Origin of the sequence: Maritimibacter alexandrii, assembly GCF_005871115.1 — a bacterium.
Classification (GTDB): Bacteria; Pseudomonadota; Alphaproteobacteria; order Rhodobacterales; family Rhodobacteraceae; genus Maritimibacter; species Maritimibacter alkaliphilus.
On the sequence record NZ_SWKQ01000009.1, the window covers coordinates 445812 to 465534 of the forward strand.

At 63.4% G+C, this 19723-nt stretch carries 18 protein-coding genes; 15 read left to right on the plus strand and 3 right to left on the minus strand.

Features of this window, described 5'->3' with window-relative positions; all coding sequences use genetic code 11:
* The first annotated feature begins 40 nt into the window (after positions 1-40).
* From FCT00_RS02985 to FCT00_RS03030, 10 genes are all read left to right on the plus strand, one after another.
* Positions 41-1120: a coiled-coil domain-containing protein gene (locus FCT00_RS02985; RefSeq protein WP_138421782.1), complete on the plus strand. Its 1080-nt coding sequence runs from the start codon at positions 41-43 to the stop codon at positions 1118-1120.
* A gap of 2 nt (positions 1121-1122) precedes the next feature.
* Positions 1123-1332, plus strand: coding sequence for a hypothetical protein (locus FCT00_RS02990; protein WP_138421783.1), 210 nt, complete (start codon positions 1123-1125; stop codon positions 1330-1332).
* Entirely contained in the window at positions 1325-2467 is a 1143-nt protein-coding gene (locus FCT00_RS02995) for a hypothetical protein (protein WP_008334108.1), read from the plus strand. Before FCT00_RS02990 ends, FCT00_RS02995 begins: the two co-directional genes overlap by 8 nt.
* Before the next feature lie 95 nt (positions 2468-2562).
* A complete protein-coding gene (locus FCT00_RS03000; protein WP_138421784.1) occupies positions 2563-4500 on the plus strand; it encodes an AAA family ATPase in 1938 nt (645 codons plus the stop codon).
* Positions 4497-4832, plus strand: coding sequence for a hypothetical protein (locus tag FCT00_RS03005; protein WP_138421785.1), 336 nt, complete (start codon positions 4497-4499; stop codon positions 4830-4832). The genes FCT00_RS03000 and FCT00_RS03005 overlap by 4 nt, the downstream gene beginning before the upstream one ends.
* Before the next feature lie 307 nt (positions 4833-5139).
* Complete coding sequence (locus FCT00_RS03010; protein WP_138421786.1) at positions 5140-5754, plus strand: hypothetical protein; 615 nt, start codon at positions 5140-5142, stop codon at positions 5752-5754.
* Complete coding sequence (locus FCT00_RS03015; protein WP_138421787.1) at positions 5751-7100, plus strand: DUF6638 family protein; 1350 nt, start codon at positions 5751-5753, stop codon at positions 7098-7100. Before FCT00_RS03010 ends, FCT00_RS03015 begins: the two co-directional genes overlap by 4 nt.
* Before the next feature lie 4 nt (positions 7101-7104).
* A complete protein-coding gene (locus FCT00_RS03020; protein WP_008334104.1) occupies positions 7105-7380 on the plus strand; it encodes a hypothetical protein in 276 nt (91 codons plus the stop codon).
* A 7-nt stretch (positions 7381-7387) separates the two neighbouring features.
* On the plus strand, positions 7388-8065 hold the full coding sequence (locus FCT00_RS03025) for a DUF1523 family protein (protein ID WP_138421788.1): 678 nt from the start codon (positions 7388-7390) through the stop codon (positions 8063-8065).
* Positions 8066-8185: 120 nt separating this feature from the next.
* Positions 8186-9655 carry an ABC transporter substrate-binding protein gene (locus tag FCT00_RS03030; RefSeq protein ID WP_138421789.1) on the plus strand — a complete coding sequence of 490 codons (1470 nt, stop codon included), beginning with the start codon at positions 8186-8188 and terminating at the stop codon, positions 9653-9655.
* Between the two features lie 74 nt (positions 9656-9729).
* Here FCT00_RS03030 and FCT00_RS03035 read toward each other — a convergent pair whose 3' ends face one another.
* Genes FCT00_RS03035 through FCT00_RS03045 form a run of 3 tightly spaced genes read right to left on the minus strand, consistent with a single transcriptional unit; the run spans position 9730 to position 13812 of the window.
* Positions 9730-11928, minus strand: a complete 2199-nt coding sequence (locus FCT00_RS03035) for a hybrid sensor histidine kinase/response regulator (RefSeq protein ID WP_171042867.1) — start codon at positions 11926-11928, stop codon at positions 9730-9732.
* Positions 11925-13100, minus strand: coding sequence for an FIST N-terminal domain-containing protein (locus FCT00_RS03040; protein WP_138421790.1), 1176 nt, complete (start codon positions 13098-13100; stop codon positions 11925-11927). Before FCT00_RS03040 ends, FCT00_RS03035 begins: the two co-directional genes overlap by 4 nt.
* Positions 13101-13134: 34 nt before the next feature.
* Complete coding sequence (locus tag FCT00_RS03045) at positions 13135-13812, minus strand: response regulator transcription factor (RefSeq protein ID WP_138421791.1); 678 nt, start codon at positions 13810-13812, stop codon at positions 13135-13137.
* A 290-nt stretch (positions 13813-14102) separates the two neighbouring features.
* On the opposite strand from FCT00_RS03045, the gene FCT00_RS03050 reads away from it, so the two are divergent.
* From FCT00_RS03050 to FCT00_RS03070, 5 genes are all read left to right on the plus strand, one after another.
* A complete protein-coding gene (locus tag FCT00_RS03050) occupies positions 14103-14630 on the plus strand; it encodes a CoxG family protein (RefSeq protein ID WP_138421792.1) in 528 nt (175 codons plus the stop codon).
* A gap of 232 nt (positions 14631-14862) precedes the next feature.
* Positions 14863-15810 (plus strand): ABC transporter permease, encoded by a 948-nt coding sequence (locus tag FCT00_RS03055; RefSeq protein WP_008334094.1) that lies wholly within the window; start codon positions 14863-14865, stop codon positions 15808-15810.
* The gene (locus FCT00_RS03060) at positions 15807-16628 is read left to right on the plus strand and encodes an ABC transporter permease (RefSeq protein WP_407943648.1); all 822 of its coding nucleotides are present in this window, start codon (positions 15807-15809) and stop codon (positions 16626-16628) included. The genes FCT00_RS03055 and FCT00_RS03060 overlap by 4 nt, the downstream gene beginning before the upstream one ends.
* Positions 16625-18211 carry an ABC transporter ATP-binding protein gene (locus FCT00_RS03065; protein ID WP_138421793.1) on the plus strand — a complete coding sequence of 529 codons (1587 nt, stop codon included), beginning with the start codon at positions 16625-16627 and terminating at the stop codon, positions 18209-18211. Before FCT00_RS03060 ends, FCT00_RS03065 begins: the two co-directional genes overlap by 4 nt.
* Positions 18204-19655: an aldehyde dehydrogenase family protein gene (locus tag FCT00_RS03070; protein WP_138421794.1), complete on the plus strand. Its 1452-nt coding sequence runs from the start codon at positions 18204-18206 to the stop codon at positions 19653-19655. Before FCT00_RS03065 ends, FCT00_RS03070 begins: the two co-directional genes overlap by 8 nt.
* Positions 19656-19723 lie beyond the last annotated feature (68 nt).

Consider the following 19723-nt stretch of genomic DNA (forward strand, 5'->3'; position numbering starts at 1 on the left):
CATATCAGATAATGTTACGCCCATTAACTTTGAGGATGTCATGGCCGGAAATCTCGATGCGCAGATCAAGGAAAGCCAGGCCCAGGTGCAGGAGGCGCAATCGAAGATCGCCGAGCTGACCAGCCGGATCGAAACCGCCCGCGACAAGTTGAACACGGGCGCGGACATCTCCATCGACATCGAGAACGCGACGCTGGACGACGTGCATGCCCATACGCAGGTGATGAACGCGAATATCGCCGAGCTCATCATGGGGCTGGACGACGTGACCGCCGGGTTCTCGAAGGACTTCGACGAGATGCGGTCCAAGACGGGCTGGGAAAGTTTCGTCGGCGTCTTCTCGAAACACCGGTCGGAAAGTCTGCGGCAGGAGCGGATGCGCACGGCGTCCATCGACGACAAGCTTCAAGACCTCATCTCGAAATCCGACGTGATCGTGCAGCTTCTGCAAAGCCAGCTCGACATGCTGAACGAGCAAAAGACGCGCGTCGAAGTGAACCTGACCGAAACGCTGGACGAGCGCGAAATGGTGGTGGGCGAGCTTGAAACGCTCAAGGCCGACATTCAGGCGCTGGACCCGAAGATCATCGAGCTCGAGCAGAAGATTTCGATGGAACAGGACGCCGCCGCGCGGACCAAACTCGAAAGCGAACTGGCCGACCTGAACGCTAAATACAACGAGATGGTGCAGCAGGAGCAGGTGAAACTGGCCCGCTCGCAGACGCTGGAACGCTATATCGAGAAGGGCAAGACCTGGGTCGACTCCCTGCAAAATCAGGCCGCGACGCAGATGGTGCTCATCAACAAGCTGCAAACGGACACCAAGCAGCGCGTCGTGCTCTACGATGCCCTGTCGAAGTCGCTGAAGACCGCCCAGCAACAGGACGTGGCGCACCGGATCAACGAGATCGGGGTCAAGACCGATCAGGAGGCGCAGGCCGCCATGGCCTCGATCGGGACGGCGACGAACCAGAAGATGGCCGACATGATGGAAGCGCACGAGGAACACATGGTGTTCGCGCGTGACGTGCTGGAAGCCAAGGCCAAGGCGGACGAACGCTTCGCCCGCCGGTTCGCCGAGATCGTCGAGAAACACGACAAGAACCTTTACGGGGCCTGAACATGATCCTGCGGGTGGTCAAATGGGTGGCGGTCGTGGCGCTGGTCCTTGGGATCAGCACCGGGCTTGCCATCGTGACCAAGGACGCGGGGCCGCTGGAAAGCCTTGGCGGCAAGATCGTCATGGGCGCAATCGTCGGCGCGCTGACGGTCGGGCTGATGCGCCTGTTCGGACTTGGCCGCTGGGAAAAGACCAAGGGCGATCATGCCTGAGACAGACGCCCTGACCCACGACCACACGGACCTCGAAGATACGAGTGTCACGCGGCGCTATTTCTCGAAATGGCAATCCATCACGACGCATCTGGGCCGGGTCGCCGCGCAGATGGAGGCCGAGGGCAGCCTGAGCCGCGACGAGGTTTCGGTCATCGCCCGCTACATCGTGAACCTCAGCTTCACCTTCCGGGCGCTTGCCAACAAGTATCACATGTCGGGCCGGGTGCAGGGCATGGCGCCCGGCAAGCTGACCTTCGACCGCGAGGAAAGCGGCTTCCCGATCCATGCCGAACTGCTTCAGATGTCGGCGGACGCGGCGCAGGCGATGAAGCACCTGAAGAACATGCCGTCCACGGCGAAGCTCAAGGACGAAATGATCGAAGAGATCGTCGGGCGCCAGACGATCCCGACCAAGCTGCAATTCGCGATGAGCCAGCGGCTTTACTACGAGGAACTGGCCAAGGGTGACCTGTTCTGGCCGCAGATGGACCCGGATTCGCTCTGGATGGGAAACCTGTCGGACGGGCGGGAGCCGCGCAGGCGCTACCTTTTGCACTGGGCGGTCTACGACAGCGGCCTGAATCTTCCCACCATCTATCTTATGGAATGCGAGGACACGGGGCGCACCGCCCTGCCAAAGGACGAGACCCGCTGGCCGCAGGCCCAGCAACACCTCATGGCGCAATCCGTCGGCGGCCTGAAGCTCGTGACGATCGCGAGCGGGTTCGACCGCGATTTCGACGACCTGCACCCCAAGCGCCTGCGCCGCATCCACATCGGCCCGATGTATTCCCATGCCTATACGCGCCAGACCGGCCCGCTGCGTCAGGTGCTGGAAGAGGCGCGTGCCCCGGAGGGCGAGGATTGGGCACTGGCCTGGACCGTCGAGGAGTTGGAAAGCGAGCGGGTGGAGCGCGAGAAATCCGGCTGGTTCGGCAGCGTGGAGCGGCAGATCTTTGCGCTTGACCCCTTTTCCGGGCGCGGCGCCGACACCGGCGCCACCCGCATGACCCGCGCGGTGATCCTGCCGCAACGCCCGTTTCAGGTGCTGGCCGAAAAGAACCCGCCGGGGTTTCGGGACGTGCGCAAATTCGTCGTAAGCCCGGGAGGGCAGGTTTTGAGTTATTCTTGATCGGTTTCGGACCGGGCTGCGCCCTGTCCGACCCGCCGGGGGGCGCTGCCCCCCGGACCCCCCGAGGTTTTTTGAAACGAAGAAGAGGATAAGGAATGTCGCTGCCCGCTGACCAGATGGAGCTCTCGGAGGAGGAGATCCGCGCGCATTACGAGGCGGCGGCGGCAATGCTCGAGGGTTTCGAACATGCCCCAAGGATCGGCAAGGCGCGGGCCGAGGCGCCGGTGGAGCGTTCGCCGGGCGTGACGCGCACGCGGCGGTTCCGCTCGACCACGCCGGGGCTTGTGACGCGCTCGACCGCGAAGCCCGACGGGGTGCATCTGGCCCAGCGGGTCGAGGCCGTCGGGGGCGACGACCCGCTCGTGTCCCCGGTCGAGGCGTCGGTGCTGTTTTCGCTGCGCCGGGCCATCGCCATCGCGCTTGCCGTCGGTGAGGGTTATGCGCAGCAGACGGGGCTGGCCGAGTTGAAGAAGGCGAACCTTGGCGGGGCCCTTCCGCGCGAAAAATCGGTAGAGTTCGCGGAGTTGCTGGCGGGTGAGGCGCTGGCTGTTTTGGGCGTTTTCGCCAACGCGACGTCGTTCCTGCTCGCCTCCCACGCAGGCGAAGTGTCGGTCGAGGTCGGCAGCGTCGAAGAGGTGCTGACGGACAATGCGCTTCTCGCCCTGCACGGCGCGCTTTGGGAACTGGATCAGGAGATCGCGTCCCATGCCGCCGACGAGCCGCGCCTTGTGGCCACCGTCACCGCCTTTGCCGAGGCGCTAATGGAAAAGGTGTCTCTGCGCGCCCAGACCGCGCCGCGGCTGGAGCCGTTCAAGGGCGCCAACTACCGGATCGAAGCGGACGATTTCACGATTTCGGGCTTCGCGGCCAGCCGCAAGGCACGTGGCTCGACCCTGACCATGCAGTTCAAGAAGCCGCATCAGGTGGTCGGCAACCACATCGCCAAGTATCAGGCGATGAAGCTGTCGAAGATGCTGATGGCCTATGATTTCGACCGCAAGCTGAACCCCTTCGCCGATCTCGGCGGGTTCATCTTCACCTTCATGGGGGACGGCGCGCCGGGCACGGGGAAGACCACGCTCATTCAGATGATGGCTGGCCTCATTCACGGGTATTGCGAGGTGGCGGGGTATCCCTTCCGCTATCAAAACCTGTCCACCGAAAGCATCGACAGCTATCAGGGCAAGTCGGCGCAGAACGCCAAGGCCTTCATCAACAACGTGATCGACCCGAACGTCATCGGCTTCGGCACCATCGACGACATCGACCAGCTTGCCGGCAAGCGCGGCGACCGGCAGTCGAGTGCGGGGCAGTTGGAAATCACCGCGGTGCTCATGGAAAGCTTCGCGGGCGCGAATACGGTCGTGCGCGGGAACTGCACCTTCGGGATGTTCAGTAACTACCCGGAGAACGTGGACGACGCGCTGCGCCAGCGGGCGGGCGCCCGGTTCCTCGTCGATGGGCCGCAGACGCGGGAGGATTACATCGACATCCTCGCGCTGCTCATGGGCAAGAACCATGACATTCCGCTGGGCAGCCATGACCTCTATGCCGCGCAGGAGATCAAGAAAGCGGTCGCGGCGAGTTTCGAGAGCCATTCGAAACCGCATGAGGACGGGCTGCTTCGGGTCTATGAACGGGTCGCCAAGGATATCGGCAAACTCGACACGATCGCCAAGCTGGGCACCTATCTGAAGGGGATTCAGGAGGCCGATCATCGTTTCACGGGTCGCGCGATCAAGAACATCACCGATGCCGTCAAAGTCCGCGCGATGGACTTTGAACTGCCCGACGAGTGGATGGAGGAGCCGGACCTGTTCCTCTTCAAGTCCTACGGCGAGAAGAAGGGAATGATCGAGGAACTGCGCCGGCCCATCACCATCGAGATGGTCATTCAGGAGATCAACCGCTACGCCGACAGTGAATTCCGCTATGCCGACAAGTCGGACGAGGTCGCCATCGAGAAGATGGTGCGCGAGTTCGGGCTGACCGAGGAAGCGAAGCGGCGGTATGTGGAGGCGAAGTCGCGATGATGATGGATTGCGGATATGCCGTCGGCCTGACGCTGGTTCTGGCCATCGCGGTCGCGGTGGCGGCATGGTTCGTGGGCCGCGCCACGGGCCGGATGCGCGAGGCGAACGCATGGGTGATCCTCGCCATCATCGTGGTGTCGCTGGTCGTCCTGCAACTGGGCGCGCGGCTCGCCGTGATGACGCTCTGGGTCTACGGCTGGGCCGGGGTCGACCCGCTGGGCGTCTGCGGCGGGCAGCTTCAGGTGGTGACATTCGCCGGAACGCTCGTCGTGATCGCGGCCTATGTGGCGGCGTTCTTCTGGAGCTTCCGGCGGACGCGGAAGGGGGCGTGATGGATTTACGTCAGGCACAATTGGATTGGCGCTTCTCAAAAGATTGTAACGCTCCGGATGAGCACCGCCAAACAGTTGGAACTTACGAAGGCAACATCGAAGACGCTAGGCAATGGCCGCATTGTTAGTTGAATAAATGTCGAACACTAGGATCGAACACATTTATAAGTACGAGATATCGCCCGCAGAGATCGCTTCTCTACCTGCCGACCAAGCAGCATGTCTCGGCGTTCTGAGTTTTGCGGCGAGTGAGTCGAATGTACTTCGCCGATCATATCTCCACGCATCACATGACATTATCGGCGATATGACCTTAGACACAGGACTATTCGTACAGCGGTTCATTTTCCTTCGATTGATATCTGCAAAACTATTTGAAGTTCAGGATTTCCTAAGTTTTGGAGGACGAAAGAAAACGACCGAAGACGCGATCATCTTGCGATTAGCGGAAGACGCTTTGTCTGATTTCGAGTCGATCAAAAATACAGACGGCTACAGGCTGGCAAGAAAGATGAGGCACGAAGCGACGGCACATTATTCGTTTGCCGCAGCAAAGAAGAATTTAAGACACCTACCCATAAAGGCGAACTGCAATATGTATCTCCACAACAAAGGGGGAAACTCATTCTATCCTTTTGGTGAGGAACTGATGTTCATGGCGGGTGTAACTGCCTACGCTGGTGGAGGAAAGTCTACGCAGGACTTGCTAGAGCTGTTTGATCTTTGGTTCAACTGGACCACGCAAGCTGGATCTTGGCTTGATCGTGTGAACTATAAATTTCATCGAGAATTGGTACTGGATGTATTCCCCAAGAAAGTCGCTCGACAGGAAGTCAAATGGCTATCCAAAGACATGGCTGCTTCACATGAAGAAATGAAGATTCCATTGTTCCTAAGGAGCGAGGATCAAGACAACAAATGAAACGCCTCATCCAACGCGGTCTGATGTTCGGCAACCTGATCCGGGTGGACTCCCCCGCCCTGATCGAACGCTACAACCGCGCGCTGCACTCCCTCACCGGCAAGCGCACCGATCTGACCGAGTTTCACATCGACATTTCGGGCTATTCCTACGAGGTGGGCGAGGAGCTTGGCGATCACCTCTACCTCAACCCCAACGGCGTGAACCGGCTGTTCATCATCCTGACGACCGAGCAGAAGACCGCGCCGCTGCTCAATGCCAAATTCTCGACCTCGCGGGGCATCCTGCGGCAGTTCATCGAGGAAAACGAGGCCAAGCTTTTCGCGCTTACCGCCAATGACGCCGTCGCCGGGGAACTCGACAATTCGGTCTTCGAGGTGTCGCAGGCGGCGCGGCTTCTCGACATTCGCACGATCACCGTGAACGCCGACACGACCCAGAGCCATGTCAAGAACGCGCGCGATCTGGCGGCCAAGATCGAGCGGTTCCAGAGCGAGGAGGACGCTTGGTTCGACGACGTGCTGATCGCCGAGATGATTACGCTCGCCAAGACTACGGGCGACGTGACACGCCAGCCCATCGATCTTGCCCGCCCCACGTATACGCAGGACAACTTCTGGACCGCGCATTTCGGCGGCCTTTATGTGTTCCGCGACGTGGCAGAACCGGCCGTGATCTCGGTCGGGCCGAAAGAACCGCTGGGCGTTCTGCCGATCGAAACGACGCTCGACTTCGCCGACCGCAACGGGATCGCTGCCTTCCTTGAGGTGAACGAGTTGGTCGAGCCGATCATCAAGGCGCGCGGCGTCGATGGCGCGGCGATCCTCAGGCAGAAGATGGATTTCATCCTTGTCGATGCCGCCACCACGCAAGGGGTGGAGATCGACGGGATGGATCACCGGGCGCTGCATCGGCTGGCGCAGCGGATGGGGTCGTCGCTGCCCGAAGAATTCCTCAAACTGAACCAACTTGTCCGCTGGGCGCTGAACGGCGGCAAATGGCCCCGGATCGCCAGCGATGATGCGAGCTATTTCTACACCCTGCGCGCCCGGCCCGATCATCCGGACCGCGACCTCATCAACATGCTGCTGTCGGAACTGGCCCCACTCGACATCCGGCAGCTGTTCATCTGCCACAAGCAGGCGTTCTACACCGCCTATCACGACTGGCCCGACGCCAAGAAGGAATACGTGGCCGAATTCCTGTATCGCGACTACGCCGCCAACAAGGCCGGTGCGCGCGAAGCCCTGTTCGGGGGGGAGGAACCGCCCGCCAAGCCGGTTTCGCCCAAGCCGAAAGACGATATAATCGAATTGGTTGGCCCTTGGGGCGCCGTCAGGAGGTAACCGAATGGCTCTTCTCAGACTGATCGTCGTCTTGTTCCTGCTGTGCAGCGTCGTCTACCTGTGCGTGGCGTGGTATTCCCGCTCGGTCCGGCATGAAAAGCTGGAAAAGGAATGGGACGAGGATCATCCAGGCGGCGGCGACAAGATGGCGCGCCAGACCTTCATCACCCAAGGCATGATCGACTACAACGACTCGATCCGGCCCAAGCTGCTTTTGCTTATCTACGTGGTGCCCGCGATCTTCGTCGGCGCCGTTCTCTATATCACCAACGCGAATTGAGGCCCCTATGCGCTATGTCCGCAACACGATCGTAACCATTCTGGTCGTCGCCTTCGCGCTGCTGCTCTACTACGTGCTGCCCCGGCACGACGTGGCCCGGATCACCGGGACCGAGATCATCCGCATGGATTTCTCGGCGCTCAACCGTCCGTTCTACGCCCAGACCGACAGCGCCAATACGGATATGCCGACACGCGACGTGCGGCTCATCAATACGGTCAAGAAACGTACGTGGTTCTTCGGCTTCTTCCAGCGCGACAGCGAGCGGGTGTTCGTCTACCGCAACGAGGATACGGGTTGGATCTGGCCGCCCTATTTCAAGTTCGACTCGTCCGATTTGCAGGCCGAGGCGCTGGCGAACGTGTCATCCCCGGGCAACGAGCAATGGGTGGTCATCACCAAATACGGCTGGCGCAACCGGTTCTTCACCATCTATCCCAACATGATCGCGATCAAGCCCGTCGAAGGGCCGAATGTGACCGTGATCCCGTGGTTCAACATCATCTTCTTCATTCTGCTGGGCGCCGCGATCCTGTTCGTCCGCGCGATGTGGCGACAGTTCCGCGAACGCGCCATCGATCCACGTATGCAGGACGGGCGGGACGCATGGGACAAGGTCGATGCTTATGCCGACGAACGGCGCGGGCGCGTGACCCGGTGGTTGAAAAGCTGGACGGGAAAGTAACCCGTTCCGGGGCCTTATCGATGGACGTTACGTCAACCATCAGGCGAATGTGCCTTGCCACGTGACGGCGCCTCGCCTTGAATGGGCGAAAAGACCAACGAGAACCAAGAGGGAGATTCCATGAAACACCTGCATCTGACCGCGGCTGCGCTTGCGCTCGTCGCGGGGCCCGCACTCGCCCAACAAGACACCATCAGCATCGGTATGGTGCTGGAGCCGCCCAACCTCGACCCGACCGGCGGCGCGGCGGCTGCCATCGACGAGGTGGTCTATGCCAACGTGTTCGAGGGTCTCACGCGCTTCGGGCCCGACGGCTCGGTCCAGCCGGCACTGGCGAAAGATTGGGACGTCAGCGAAGACGGGATGGTCTATACCTTCTACCTCAACGAAGGCGTGACGTTCCACGACGGGTCCGAGATGAACGCCGATGACGTGGTCTTCTCGCTCGACCGCGCACGCGCCGAGGATTCGACCAACGCGCAGAAGGCGCTGTTCGCGGGCATCGAAAGCGTAACCGCCGCCGGGCCGCTGACCGTCGAGGTCACGTTGTCCGAACCCAACGGCAACTTCCCGTTCAACATGGCTTGGGGCGATGCGGTGATCGTGGCACCGGAAACTGTCGAACAACTGGCGACGACGCCGATCGGCACCGGCCCCTTCACCTTTTCGGAATGGGTGCAGGGCGATCACGTGACGCTGGTGCGCAACGAGAATTACTGGGGCGAGCCGGTCGCGCTGTCGACCGCGACCTTCAAGTTCATCTCGGACGGCAACGCCGCCTTCGCCGCGATGATGGCGGGCGACATCGACGCCTTCCCGAACTTCCCGGCGGTCGAGCTTCTGTCGCAGTTCGAAAGCGATCCGCGGTTCGAGGTGGTCGTGGGCTCGACCGAAGGCGAGACCATCCTCGCCATGAACAACAAGCAGCCGCCGCTGGACGACGTGCGCGTGCGCGAGGCGATCAGCCACGCGATCAACCGTCAGGACATCATCGACGGCGCCATGTTCGGCTACGGCACGCCCATCGGCACGCATTTCGCGCCGCACAACCCGGACTATGTCGACCTGACCGAGATGTCGAACTACGACCCGGAAAAGGCCAAGGCGCTGCTGGACGAAGCGGGTGCCACCGACCTGACCCTGCGCATGATGCTGCCGCCCCCTGGCTATGCCCGCAACGGCGGCGAGATCATCGCGAGCCAACTGCGCGAAGTGGGTATCGAGACGGAGATCACCAACCTCGAATGGGCACAGTGGCTTGAGCAGGTGTTCGGTGGCAAGGATTTCGACCTGACCATCGTCAGCCATACCGAACCGCAGGACATCAACATCTACGCGCGGCCGGACTACTACTTCCAGTACGACAATGCCGAATTCCAGGCTCTGATCGAAGAGCTTTCGGTCACCTCGGAACCCAGCATGCGGACCGAGCTGAACCAGCAGGCACAACAGGTGATCGCCGAGGATTTCGTCAACGGCTACCTGTTCCAGCTTGCGAAGGTCGGCGTCATCAACGCCAAGATCGAAGGCATGTGGGAAAACGCGCCCACGCAGGCGAACGATCTGACGGGCGTGCGCTGGGTCGAATAAACCCGCGTGGCGGATTGGGAAGGGCATCGGGGCGACCCGGTGCCCTTTTCCTTTGTCGACCGAACGGAGGGGGCTCAGGTGCTGGCTTCGACGTTCGCAAGGAAAGCCGCAAGCCGGGCCGGTTCCAGAGGTTTGGGAAACAACGTGAGGCCGAGCTTGCCACAGGCCGCGATCAGTTCGGGGCTTCGGTTCGCGGACACGATGCAGGCCGGGATCGGGCCGAGCCGCCCCCTGAGCGATGCAATCGCATCGGTGCCGAGCCGCTCGTCGTCAAGCTGGTAATCGGCGATGATCGCGTCGGGGGCGACGCCGACCTCGTCCACCAAGTCATGCGCCTCCGCTTCGCTACTGGCGGCGAGCACGGACAAGTCCCATTTTTCGAGGATCGTGGTGAGCGCGCGCAGAACATCCGCGTCGTTCTCGATCAGGAGGACGAGTTCCGCGCCGAGGTTTCGTGGCGCGTTCCAGCCCCGTGGCGCCGCCTGTTCGGGATGAAGCGCCGCGCCGTCATGCAGAGGCAGCGTGACCCGGAAACACGTGCCGATGCCCGGTGCCGAGGTGAGCGTCAAGTCATGCCCCAAAAGCCGGCAGGCCCGCTCGACGATGGCGAGGCCAAGCCCCATACCCTCGGCGGCGCTGGCAGAGGCGTTGAGGCGGCGAAATTCGTCGAAAATCGCCTGCTGCTGATCCTCGGGAATGCCGGGGCCGGTATCCCAGACTTCGATCCGCACCCCGCGCGGCACGTGCCGCGCGCCGACAAGCACCCGGCCCGTATCCGTGTAACGCAGCGCGTTCGAGACGAGGTTTTGCAGGATGCGCCGAAGATAGGTCGGGTCGCTTCGGACCACCGCACTCGTCGAGACCATCCGCAAATCGAGGCCCTTCTGCCGCGCGACGGGCATCAGTTCCTCGCCCAGTTGCGCAAGCACGGTCCCCACCGACACCGGCGCTTCGTGCAGCGCGGCCTTGCCGATATCGAGTTTCGAGATGTCGAGTAGGGCGTCGAGAATGTGTTCGACGCTTTCCAACGCCCGGCTGACCTTGGCCACGACGGGGCTTTCCCCCTCGCCTTCCAGCGACGCCAGATAGAGTTTCGCGGCCGAGAGCGGTTGCAGGAGGTCGTGGCTCGCAGCCGCCACGAAACGGGACTTCGACGCATTCGCGCGTTCCGCTTCCGACAGGGCCTCCTTCAGGGCGAGGGTGCGTTCCGCCACCCGCGCTTCGAGCATTTCGTTGGCATCCTTGATCGCACGGACCGCCGCACGTTCCGCCGTCACGTCCGTAAAGCTGATGACGAACCCCTGATCCGGCATCTCCTGCGCCGTCACCGCAAGGATCAGCATGGGGCCGCGCTTGACCTCGAAGTTGACCGGCGGGCGGCCACCGGGCATCTGCACCCAAGCCTCGACCGTTTCGATGGTGGTCCCGTCGGTGAACGAGATATCGTCGCGAAACCGGTCGAGCAGCGTGGAAAACCGGATCCCCATCCGCATCAGCGTGGCCGGCATCGACAGGAGTTCCCCGACCCTCTGGTTCCAGCCCACCAGCCGGGCCTGCGCGTCGAAGATGCAGACGCCCTGGTTGAGCTGTTCGAGCGTCGCCTGAATGACCCGCGCCTGATCGTCGAGCATCCGTTCGCGTTCCTGCCGTTCGAGCCGCATGATGTCGGTCACGTCGGTCTGGATGATGACGGTGCCGCCGTCCGGTGTGCGATGCTCGGACACCTGCACCCATCGGTTCCAGATCATCCGCACATTGAAGATGACATGGTCGTCCTTGTGCCGTTCCAGCCGCCCGCGCGCCCAGTCCTCCGGCGCTTCGCTGTCGGCATGTTCGCGGAACCGCGACCGGCTGATGAGTTGCACGTAGTCGTGGAAATCGAGCCCCGGGACGAACGCCGCACGAATGTCGGGCATGTGCAGACCGAAGCGGCTGTTGCACATGACGAGCTTCTCGTCGGGATCGAACAGCGCGAACCCTTCCTGAATGGTCTCGATGGCATTGGCGAGGTTCGAGCGCGCCTCTTCCGCCTCGCGGTTCGCCTCGGCGAGTTTCGCGTTCGAGGTGTTGAGCAGGTCGAGCGCATGTTCTAGATCGCGGGTGCGCTCCTGCACCTCTTCCTCCAGCATGGCCGCGCGCTGGAACTGGGCATAGGCCGCGCCTTCGGCATCGGTGTTCTGTTCGATCCGGCGCATCAGCGCCTCGCTGATCTTGATGAGCTTTTCGTTCTGCCGCTCGATCGGGTCCTCGGGGTTGAGGATTCCGCGCATCATGGCCTGTCCTCCTCGGGCGGATAGATCGCCACGCCGGTCAGGGTCTGGTTCACATGCATCGAGTTGAACTGCTCGCCGTAGGTCGAGAACCCGATCACCCGGTTTTCCCGCAGCAGCGACGAGATTTCCCCGGTCATCTGGTTCTCCTGCGCCTCCATCCGGCGGAGCAGGCAGTCGCAGCCGAGGATATTGGCGGGCGGCCCGTCATCGGACAGCGCCCCCAGCTCGCGACGCAGGTGATCCACCATGTTCTCGGCCTCGGCCAACGTCAGGACAAGGCCCTCGTCGATCGCCGAAAAAAAGACGAGGTCGCCGTTCTCGGCGACCCGCTGGATGGCGCGCACATGATGCTGCCCACCGATGCGCACGACGACGGGATGGGCCGCGAAGGTGAAGGTCGTCAGCTGCTCGGGGTCTTTGCCGAGGATGCGGGCGTATTCGCGGGCGGCCGGTTCGGCGTTGATTTCATGCACCGTGCGCCGTTCCGGGTCGGCGCCGGTCACGACCATGCGCGTGTCGGACGGGATCAGGTGGTCGGTCTTGAACACGCGCACCGGGCAACGTGTCCGAAACTGCGCCAGAACGGCGGCATTGCGATAGGCCTGACCATCGTAAAGAACGAAGGTCTCTTCGAAATCGGTCCCGTCTCCCGCCGAGCCGCCGAACAGCGGCACCGGACCCAGACCCATCGCCAACCCCGATGTCAGCGCGTCTTCGCGTTTGGACAGCCCGTCGATCAGCACGAAGTTGAATTCGAAACGCCAGTCCGGCTTTTCGGAGTCCAGCTCGCCCCGGCTCTGGATCATGCGGTCGATCAGGTTCTGCGGCGCGATATCGTCGAGATCGGGAATAAGGTGGATCTTCGCGCGAAACAGATCGCGGGGGAAACCGACCGCGACGATCTCTCCCTCGGCGTAGCCGTCGGGCGAAATCTCACCCGCCGTCGAACACCCGATCACATGCGTGCCCGCGCAACAGGCGCTGATGCGGGCGAGAACCTCGTCGAAATCGGCCATCGACGAGACGAACAGAACGATCAGTTCCATGTCTTCCGGGCTCATTCGGTCCGCGAGCCCGGCGAGGCTGTCGAGGTCGTCGTGGCGCAGATGGACCGTCCGCAGAACATCTGCGGGATAGCTGCGTGTCAGTGCGGCAGCGTCGAGCTGGCCCACACGGCTCCTCCCTCATTTCCCCCCGGAGGCGAGCCTATGCCGGACGCGCCGCCCCCTGCAAGACGCTCGCAAAGCTCGTCTCCTTGGCGATCAGAACCGCCTGCGTTCGGCTCTGCACGCCAAGTTTTCGCATGATCGCCGTGACATGCGCCTTCACCGTCGTCTCGGCGATGGACAGATCATAGGCGATCTGTTTGTTCAGCTTGCCCTCGCAGATGAGTTGCAGAATGCGGGCCTGCTGATTGGTGAGCGTGGCAATGCGCGTGGCGGCGTCGTCGCCCCGGCGCGGCCCGCTCGCTTCGGTTTTCTGCGGCGTCACGTAGCCATCGGGAAGGTATTGGCCGTCGGCCCGGATCGTGTCGATGGCCGCACGAAAGACGTCGCGCGGGCTATGCTTCGGGACGAATCCTGACGCACCGCTTTCGGTCACCGCGGAAATCATCCGGTTGTCCGCCATCGACGACACGACCAGCACGGGAACGCCCGCCGCCTTTCTCAGACGGATTAACCCGTCGAGCCCGTCGACATCGGGCAGATTGAGGTCGAGCACGATCAGATCGACCGATGCGCCGCCTTCGACCTCGGCCATCGCGGCCGTCAGGCTCCCCGCCGTGGTGACGCTCCTGATCCCGCCGACCGCCTGCAACGTCATGGCGAGCGCATCGCAGAACAGCGGATGGTCGTCGACGATGAGGGCGGAGGTGATGTCCATAAGGCTTCGGTCCCGTCTGGGGCGCAAGGCGCGCGCTGGTCTGTCCATCTTACCCTAACAAATCGGAAAGGGGTCGAAATATGCGCCAAAGGTCGAATAAGGCGCGCACGGACGACTTGAACGAAGGTCGCATAGTCGGACCGCGCCGCTCCGCGTATCACCGGACCCGATGATCGAGGGCACGCCAAGACCGAGCTTGCCGGCCAAGGCTCAGGCACAGGTCGCGCGCCCACGACCCCGCAGACACCCCGACCGGTCCAACCCGACGGGCCAGAGGACAGGACAAGACCATGGAACTCACCGATTCCCGTGACATCGCCGCCGACCGCCAGACCGTCTGGAACGCCCTGCTCGACCCGGATGTCCTGAAAGACTGCGTGCCGGGGTGTCAGGAGATGTCGGGCTCGGTCGAGGACGGCTTCCAGGCGGTCGTCATGCAGAAAGTCGGCCCGGTCAAAGCGACCTTCAAAGGTCAGGTCACGCTGTCGGACATGACGCAGCCGGAAGCCCTCACGCTGATGGGCGAAGGCAAGGGCGGTGCCGCCGGGTTCGCCAAAGGCGGTGCCAGGGTCAGGCTGGACGAGATCGAGGGCGGCACGCGGCTGACCTACGAAGTCGAAGCGAAGGTCGGCGGCAAGCTCGCCCAGTTGGGCAGCCGCATCATCGACGGTTTCGCCAAGAAAATGACCGACCAGTTCTTCACGCGGTTTCAGGAGGTGGTCGAAGGACCGGCCGAAGCCGAAACCGAACTCGAGGGCGCGGGCGACACGCCGGACGACAAGAAAGGCTGGCTGAAGCGCCGATTCTCGAAATCCTGATCTTCTTCGTTTCCGGAAACCTCGGGGAGTTTGAGGGGCAGCGCCCCTCATTCCGCCTTGGGGTCCGGGAACCGGACCCCAAGGCTCCCAAAGCGCGGGCCGCTTGTCGGCCCGCTCCTTTCGTGAACCACTGACCGGCCCCGGCGCCCGATCGGGCCGGGCCGGACCTTAGCCAAGCCTCCGGGCCGCAATCCCCCTTTCCCCTCCCCACGCCCCGGCATAGGCTCCCCCCATGCTGCGGTTCGCCCTTACCCGTGCCCTGTCCCTCGCGCTGTCGCTCGTCGTGGCGTCAGTGGTGATCTTCGCCGTGATCGAGGTCATTCCCGGCGATCCGGCGGCCTATATGCTCGGCATGAATGCGAGCCCCGAAGCGGTCGAGGCGCTGCGCGATCAGCTTGGCCTGAACGGCTCGATCCCGGAACGCTACATCAGCTGGATGGGCGGGATGCTCACCGGCGATTTCGGAACGTCCTATACCTACAAGGTGCCGGTGTCGGAACTCGTCGCCCAGCGCCTGAACGTCTCGGTGCCGCTTGCGCTCTACGCCCTCGTTCTCTCCACGATCATCGCGATTCCCGTGGGTCTGATCGCGGCTTCCACCCGCGGTTCGGTCGCGGATTACGGGATCATGGGGGCCACCCAACTTGGCATCGCGGTGCCGAATTTCTGGTTCGCGATGATCCTCGTCTTCATCTTCGCCGTGACGCTCAGGTGGTTCAACGCGGGCGGCTTTCCGGGCTGGGACGCAGGCTTGTGGCCCGGACTGAAGGCACTGACCCTGCCCGCCGTGGCCCTTGCCCTGCCGCAAGCCTCGATCCTTGCCCGCGTCATGCGCTCGGCACTGATCGAAACACTCGGGCAGGACTATATCCGCACCGCCCGCGCCAAGGGCCTGAGCCGGGGGCAGGCCACCACCCGCCACGCGCTCAGGAACGCGCTCATTCCGGTGCTCACCATCATCGGGCTTCAGTTCTCGTTCTTGCTCGCGGGCGCGATCATCATCGAGAACGTGTTTTACCTGCCCGGCCTCGGTCGCCTGATCTTCCAAGGCATCACCCAGCGCGACCTCGTCGTGGTCGAAAGCCTCGTCATGCTGCTGGTCTTCGCGGTGATCCTCGTCACCTTCCTCGTCGACATCGCCTATGCCGCCGTCGACCCGCGGCTGAGGAAGCCACGATGAAGGTGCCCGCAACGCTCATCTTCGGCGTGATCCTGTCGGCCTTCTTCGTGCTGGTCGCGCTCCTGTCCTTCGTCTGGACACCCCACGACGTCGCCGCGCTGAACATCTCGGACAAGATGCAGGCCCCGAGCGCGACCTACTGGCTCGGCACCGATCATTTCGGGCGCGACACGCTGTCCATGCTCATGGTCGGCGCGCGCACCTCCATCGCGGTCGCCATCGTGGCCGTCGGCATCGGGATCGTCATCGGCGTGCCGCTGGGTCTCGCCGCCGCCGCCAATCGGGGATCGCTGATCGACGAGATCATCATGCGCGGCAACGACCTCGTCTTCGCGTTCCCTTCGCTCGTCATCGCGATCCTGATTACCGCCGTCTTCGGCCCGTCCGCGGTGAACGCGATCCTCGCCATCGGCATTTTCAACATCCCCGTCTTCGCCCGCGTCACGCGCGGCGGCGCGCTCAGCCTCTGGACCCTCGACTACATCCTCGCGGCCCGCGTGGCCGGTAAGGGGCGGCTCAGGATCAGCGCCGAGCACATTTTGCCCAACATCCTGAACCTGCTGATCGTCCAGGGCACCATCCAGTTCTCGCTGGGCATTCTTGCGGAAGCGGCCCTTTCCTACATCGGCCTCGGCGCGCAGCCGCCAACGCCAAGCTGGGGCCGGATGCTGTCGGAGGCGCAGACGATGATCTACACGGCCCCGCGCCTCGCCCTCTGGCCCGGTCTTGCCATCGTCGCGATGGTGCTGGGCCTCAACCTCATGGGCGACGGTCTGCGCGACCTGACCGATCCGCGGCTCAGACGAGGCCGCGCATGATCCGGGTTGAAGATCTGTCCCTCACCATCGGCGAGGCGTCGATCCTGCGCCATGTGTCGTTCGACATCGCACCGGGCAAGGTGACCGCGCTCGTGGGCGAAAGCGGCTCGGGCAAATCCATGACCGCCTTCACAGTCATGGGGCTTCAACCCCGGAGCGCCGAGGTCACCGGGCGGGTCATGCTGGACGACCGAAACCTGCTCGACGCGGACGAGAAACAACTCAACCGCATCCGGGGCAACCGGATCGGCATGATCTTTCAGGAGCCGATGACGGCGCTGAACCCGGTCAAGACCATCGGCGACCAAGTGGCCGAGACCCTGCTCATCCACGGCAAGGCCTCGCGCGCCGAGGCCCATCGCATCGCTGCCGAAAAACTGACCCGCGTGGGCCTGCCCCCCGACCGCTTCCCTCTGTCGCGCTTCCCGCACGAACTGTCCGGCGGTCAGCGTCAGCGCGTCGCCATCGCAATGGCCATCGCGCTTTCGCCCGAGCTTCTCATCGCCGACGAACCGACGACCGCGCTCGACGTCACCACGCAAGCGCAGATCCTCGACCTGTTGAACGAATTGGTGGATGAAAGCGGCATGTCGCTTCTCCTCATCACCCACGACCTTGCCGTGGTCGCGGGCATGGCCGATCAGGTCGCGGTGATGAAAGAGGGCGAGATCGTCGAAGCGGACGCGACCGAACCGCTCTTTCGCGGGATGCGGCACGACTACACCAAGCGCCTGTTCGCCGCGACATCGCACCAGCCCCAGCGCAGCCCCCTGCCCCCGGACGACGTGATCCTCGACCTCGCGGGCGTGGTGCGCGAATACCCCGGCAGGCGGCGCGGTCTGTTCGGTCGCTCGGACCCTTTCCGCGCCGTGAACGAGGTGTCGTTCAAGCTTCACGCGGGCGAAAGCCTTGGCCTCGTGGGTGAATCCGGCTGCGGTAAATCAACGCTCACCCGCGCCATTCTGGGCCTCGACACGGTCCAGGGCGGCACGATCAACGCTTTCGGCAAACGGATCGGCCCGGATTTCCCGAACGCCCTGCGCTCCGGCATTCAGGTCGTGTTCCAAGACCCCTACGCCTCTTTCAATCCGCGCTGGCGGGTCGAACGGCTGGTGGCCGAACCCTTCCACCTCATGCCCACGCCGCCCGCCGACCGGCGCGAACGGGTGGCCGAAGTGCTCAGGGACGTGGGCCTCCCCACCGATGCGATGGACCGTTACATTCACGAATTCTCCGGCGGCCAGCGTCAGCGCATCGCCATCGCGCGCGCGCTCATCACGCGCCCCGAATTGATCGTGCTGGACGAGGCGGTCTCGGCGCTCGACGTGTCGATCCGCGCCCAGATCCTCGATCTCATCGCGCGGCTTCAGGCCGAGCATCGGCTGGCCTATATCTTCATCTCCCACGACCTGTCCGTCGTGCGCGCGGTCACCGACCGGGTGATGGTGATGAAGGCGGGCGAGATCGTCGAGGCGGGCGAAACGCAAACCGTGTTCAACGCGCCCCGGCACCCCTATACGCGGCAACTCATCGCCGCGACCCCGCGCATCCCCGAAGACTGGCAGGAGGCAAAACATGCGTGATCATCTCTGGTACGACGCGACGCAGGTGCATATCGGCGGCGAATGGCGCGCGCCCTTCGGCGGCGCACAGCTCGACCTCGAAGACCCCTCGACGGGCGAGGTCATCGGCTCCATCGCGCGCGGCACCGCCGAAGACATCGACGCCGCCGTCACCGCCGCGCAAGCCGCACTGGATGGCGACTGGGGCCGGATGAGCGCGCTGGAACGTGGTCGCATCCTCGCCGAGATCGGGCGCCTCGTCGAACGCAGGATCGACGATCTGGCGATCATCGAGGCGACCGACGTGGGCAAACCGCTCACGCAGGCGCGCAACGACGCCATCGCGCTTGCCCGCTACATGGAATTCTACGCGGGCGCCGCCGACAAGGTGCATGGCGAGACGATCCCCTATCTCGACGGCTACACCGTCTATACCTTGCGCGAACCGCACGGCGTGACCGGACACATCATCCCGTGGAACTACCCGATGCAGATCATCGGCCGCTCGGTCGGCGCGGCGTTCGCCATGGGCAACGCATGTGTCCTGAAACCCGCCGAAGAAGCCTGCCTCACCGCGCTGGCCTTCGTGGCGCTGGCCGAAGAGGCGGGGCTGCCCCCCGGCGCGCTGAACGTGGTGCCGGGATTGGGGGAAGAGGCGGGCGCGGCGCTTACCTCCCACCCCGGCGTGCACCACATCAGCTTCACCGGCTCCGTTGGCGTCGGGTCGCTCGTGCAGGCATCCGCGGCCCGGAACGTGGTCCCGGTCACGCTCGAACTCGGCGGCAAGTCGCCACAGATCGTCTTTGCGGATGCCGATCTCGAAGCTGCGATCCCCTTCCTCGTCGGCGCCTGCATCCAGAATGCAGGCCAGACCTGCTCGGCCTCGTCCCGCGTCCTGATCCAGCGCCCGATCTACGAAGAACTGATCGAGGCGATGGCGGCACGATACGATGCTATGATCTCGGCCCCCGCCCGGATGGACGCGAACCTCGGCCCACTGATCTCGGCCAAGCAGAAAGACATCGTGACGGGCTATCTGGAAAAGGGCCGCGACCTGCGCGTGGCCGGCATGGGCTCCATCGCCGAAGGCGCGCCCGAGGGCGGACACTACGTACCCGCCACGCTCTTTGCCGACGTGCCCCCCGATCACCCGCTCGCGCAGGAGGAAATCTTCGGCCCGGTTCAGGTCGCCATCCCCTTTGACACCGAGGACGAAGCCATCGCCGTCGCGAACGGCACCGACTACGGCCTCGTCGCGAGCGTCTGGACGGAAAACGGTGCCCGCCAGATGCGTATGGCCAAGAAAATCCGCGCCGGTCAGGTCTTTATCAACAACTACGGCGCGGGCGGCGGCGTCGAACTGCCCTTCGGCGGTACCGGCAAGTCCGGCCATGGCCGCGAAAAGGGGTTCGAGGCGCTTTACGGCTTCTCGACGCTCAAGACCGTCGCCGCGAAACATGGCTGATACTCTGCTCACGGCCCGCTGCCCTTCATCGTGCCATGAATACGCCGGTAGGGGTTTGAGGAAGCCAG

Bases quoted from the DNA above. Each gene is read 5' to 3' on its own strand.
- FCT00_RS03065 (WP_138421793.1), top strand. From the start codon at position 16,625: ATGATCCGGGTTGAAGATCTGTCCCTCACCATCGGCGAGGCGTCGATC.
- FCT00_RS02990 (WP_138421783.1), top strand. From the start codon at position 1,123: ATGATCCTGCGGGTGGTCAAATGGGTGGCGGTCGTGGCGCTGGTCCTT.
- FCT00_RS03025 (WP_138421788.1), top strand. From the start codon at position 7,388: ATGCGCTATGTCCGCAACACGATCGTAACCATTCTGGTCGTCGCCTTC.
- FCT00_RS03010 (WP_138421786.1), top strand. From the start codon at position 5,140: ATGACCTTAGACACAGGACTATTCGTACAGCGGTTCATTTTCCTTCGA.
- FCT00_RS03015 (WP_138421787.1), top strand. From the start codon at position 5,751: ATGAAACGCCTCATCCAACGCGGTCTGATGTTCGGCAACCTGATCCGG.
- FCT00_RS03060 (WP_407943648.1), top strand. From the start codon at position 15,807: ATGAAGGTGCCCGCAACGCTCATCTTCGGCGTGATCCTGTCGGCCTTC.
- FCT00_RS03035 (WP_171042867.1), bottom strand. From the start codon at position 11,928: ATGATGCGCGGAATCCTCAACCCCGAGGACCCGATCGAGCGGCAGAAC.
- FCT00_RS03055 (WP_008334094.1), top strand. From the start codon at position 14,863: ATGCTGCGGTTCGCCCTTACCCGTGCCCTGTCCCTCGCGCTGTCGCTC.
- FCT00_RS03000 (WP_138421784.1), top strand. From the start codon at position 2,563: ATGTCGCTGCCCGCTGACCAGATGGAGCTCTCGGAGGAGGAGATCCGC.
- FCT00_RS03045 (WP_138421791.1), bottom strand. From the start codon at position 13,812: ATGGACATCACCTCCGCCCTCATCGTCGACGACCATCCGCTGTTCTGC.
- FCT00_RS02985 (WP_138421782.1), top strand. From the start codon at position 41: ATGGCCGGAAATCTCGATGCGCAGATCAAGGAAAGCCAGGCCCAGGTG.
- FCT00_RS03005 (WP_138421785.1), top strand. From the start codon at position 4,497: ATGATGATGGATTGCGGATATGCCGTCGGCCTGACGCTGGTTCTGGCC.
- FCT00_RS03020 (WP_008334104.1), top strand. From the start codon at position 7,105: ATGGCTCTTCTCAGACTGATCGTCGTCTTGTTCCTGCTGTGCAGCGTC.
- FCT00_RS03030 (WP_138421789.1), top strand. From the start codon at position 8,186: ATGAAACACCTGCATCTGACCGCGGCTGCGCTTGCGCTCGTCGCGGGG.
- FCT00_RS03070 (WP_138421794.1), top strand. From the start codon at position 18,204: ATGCGTGATCATCTCTGGTACGACGCGACGCAGGTGCATATCGGCGGC.
- FCT00_RS02995 (WP_008334108.1), top strand. From the start codon at position 1,325: ATGCCTGAGACAGACGCCCTGACCCACGACCACACGGACCTCGAAGAT.
- FCT00_RS03050 (WP_138421792.1), top strand. From the start codon at position 14,103: ATGGAACTCACCGATTCCCGTGACATCGCCGCCGACCGCCAGACCGTC.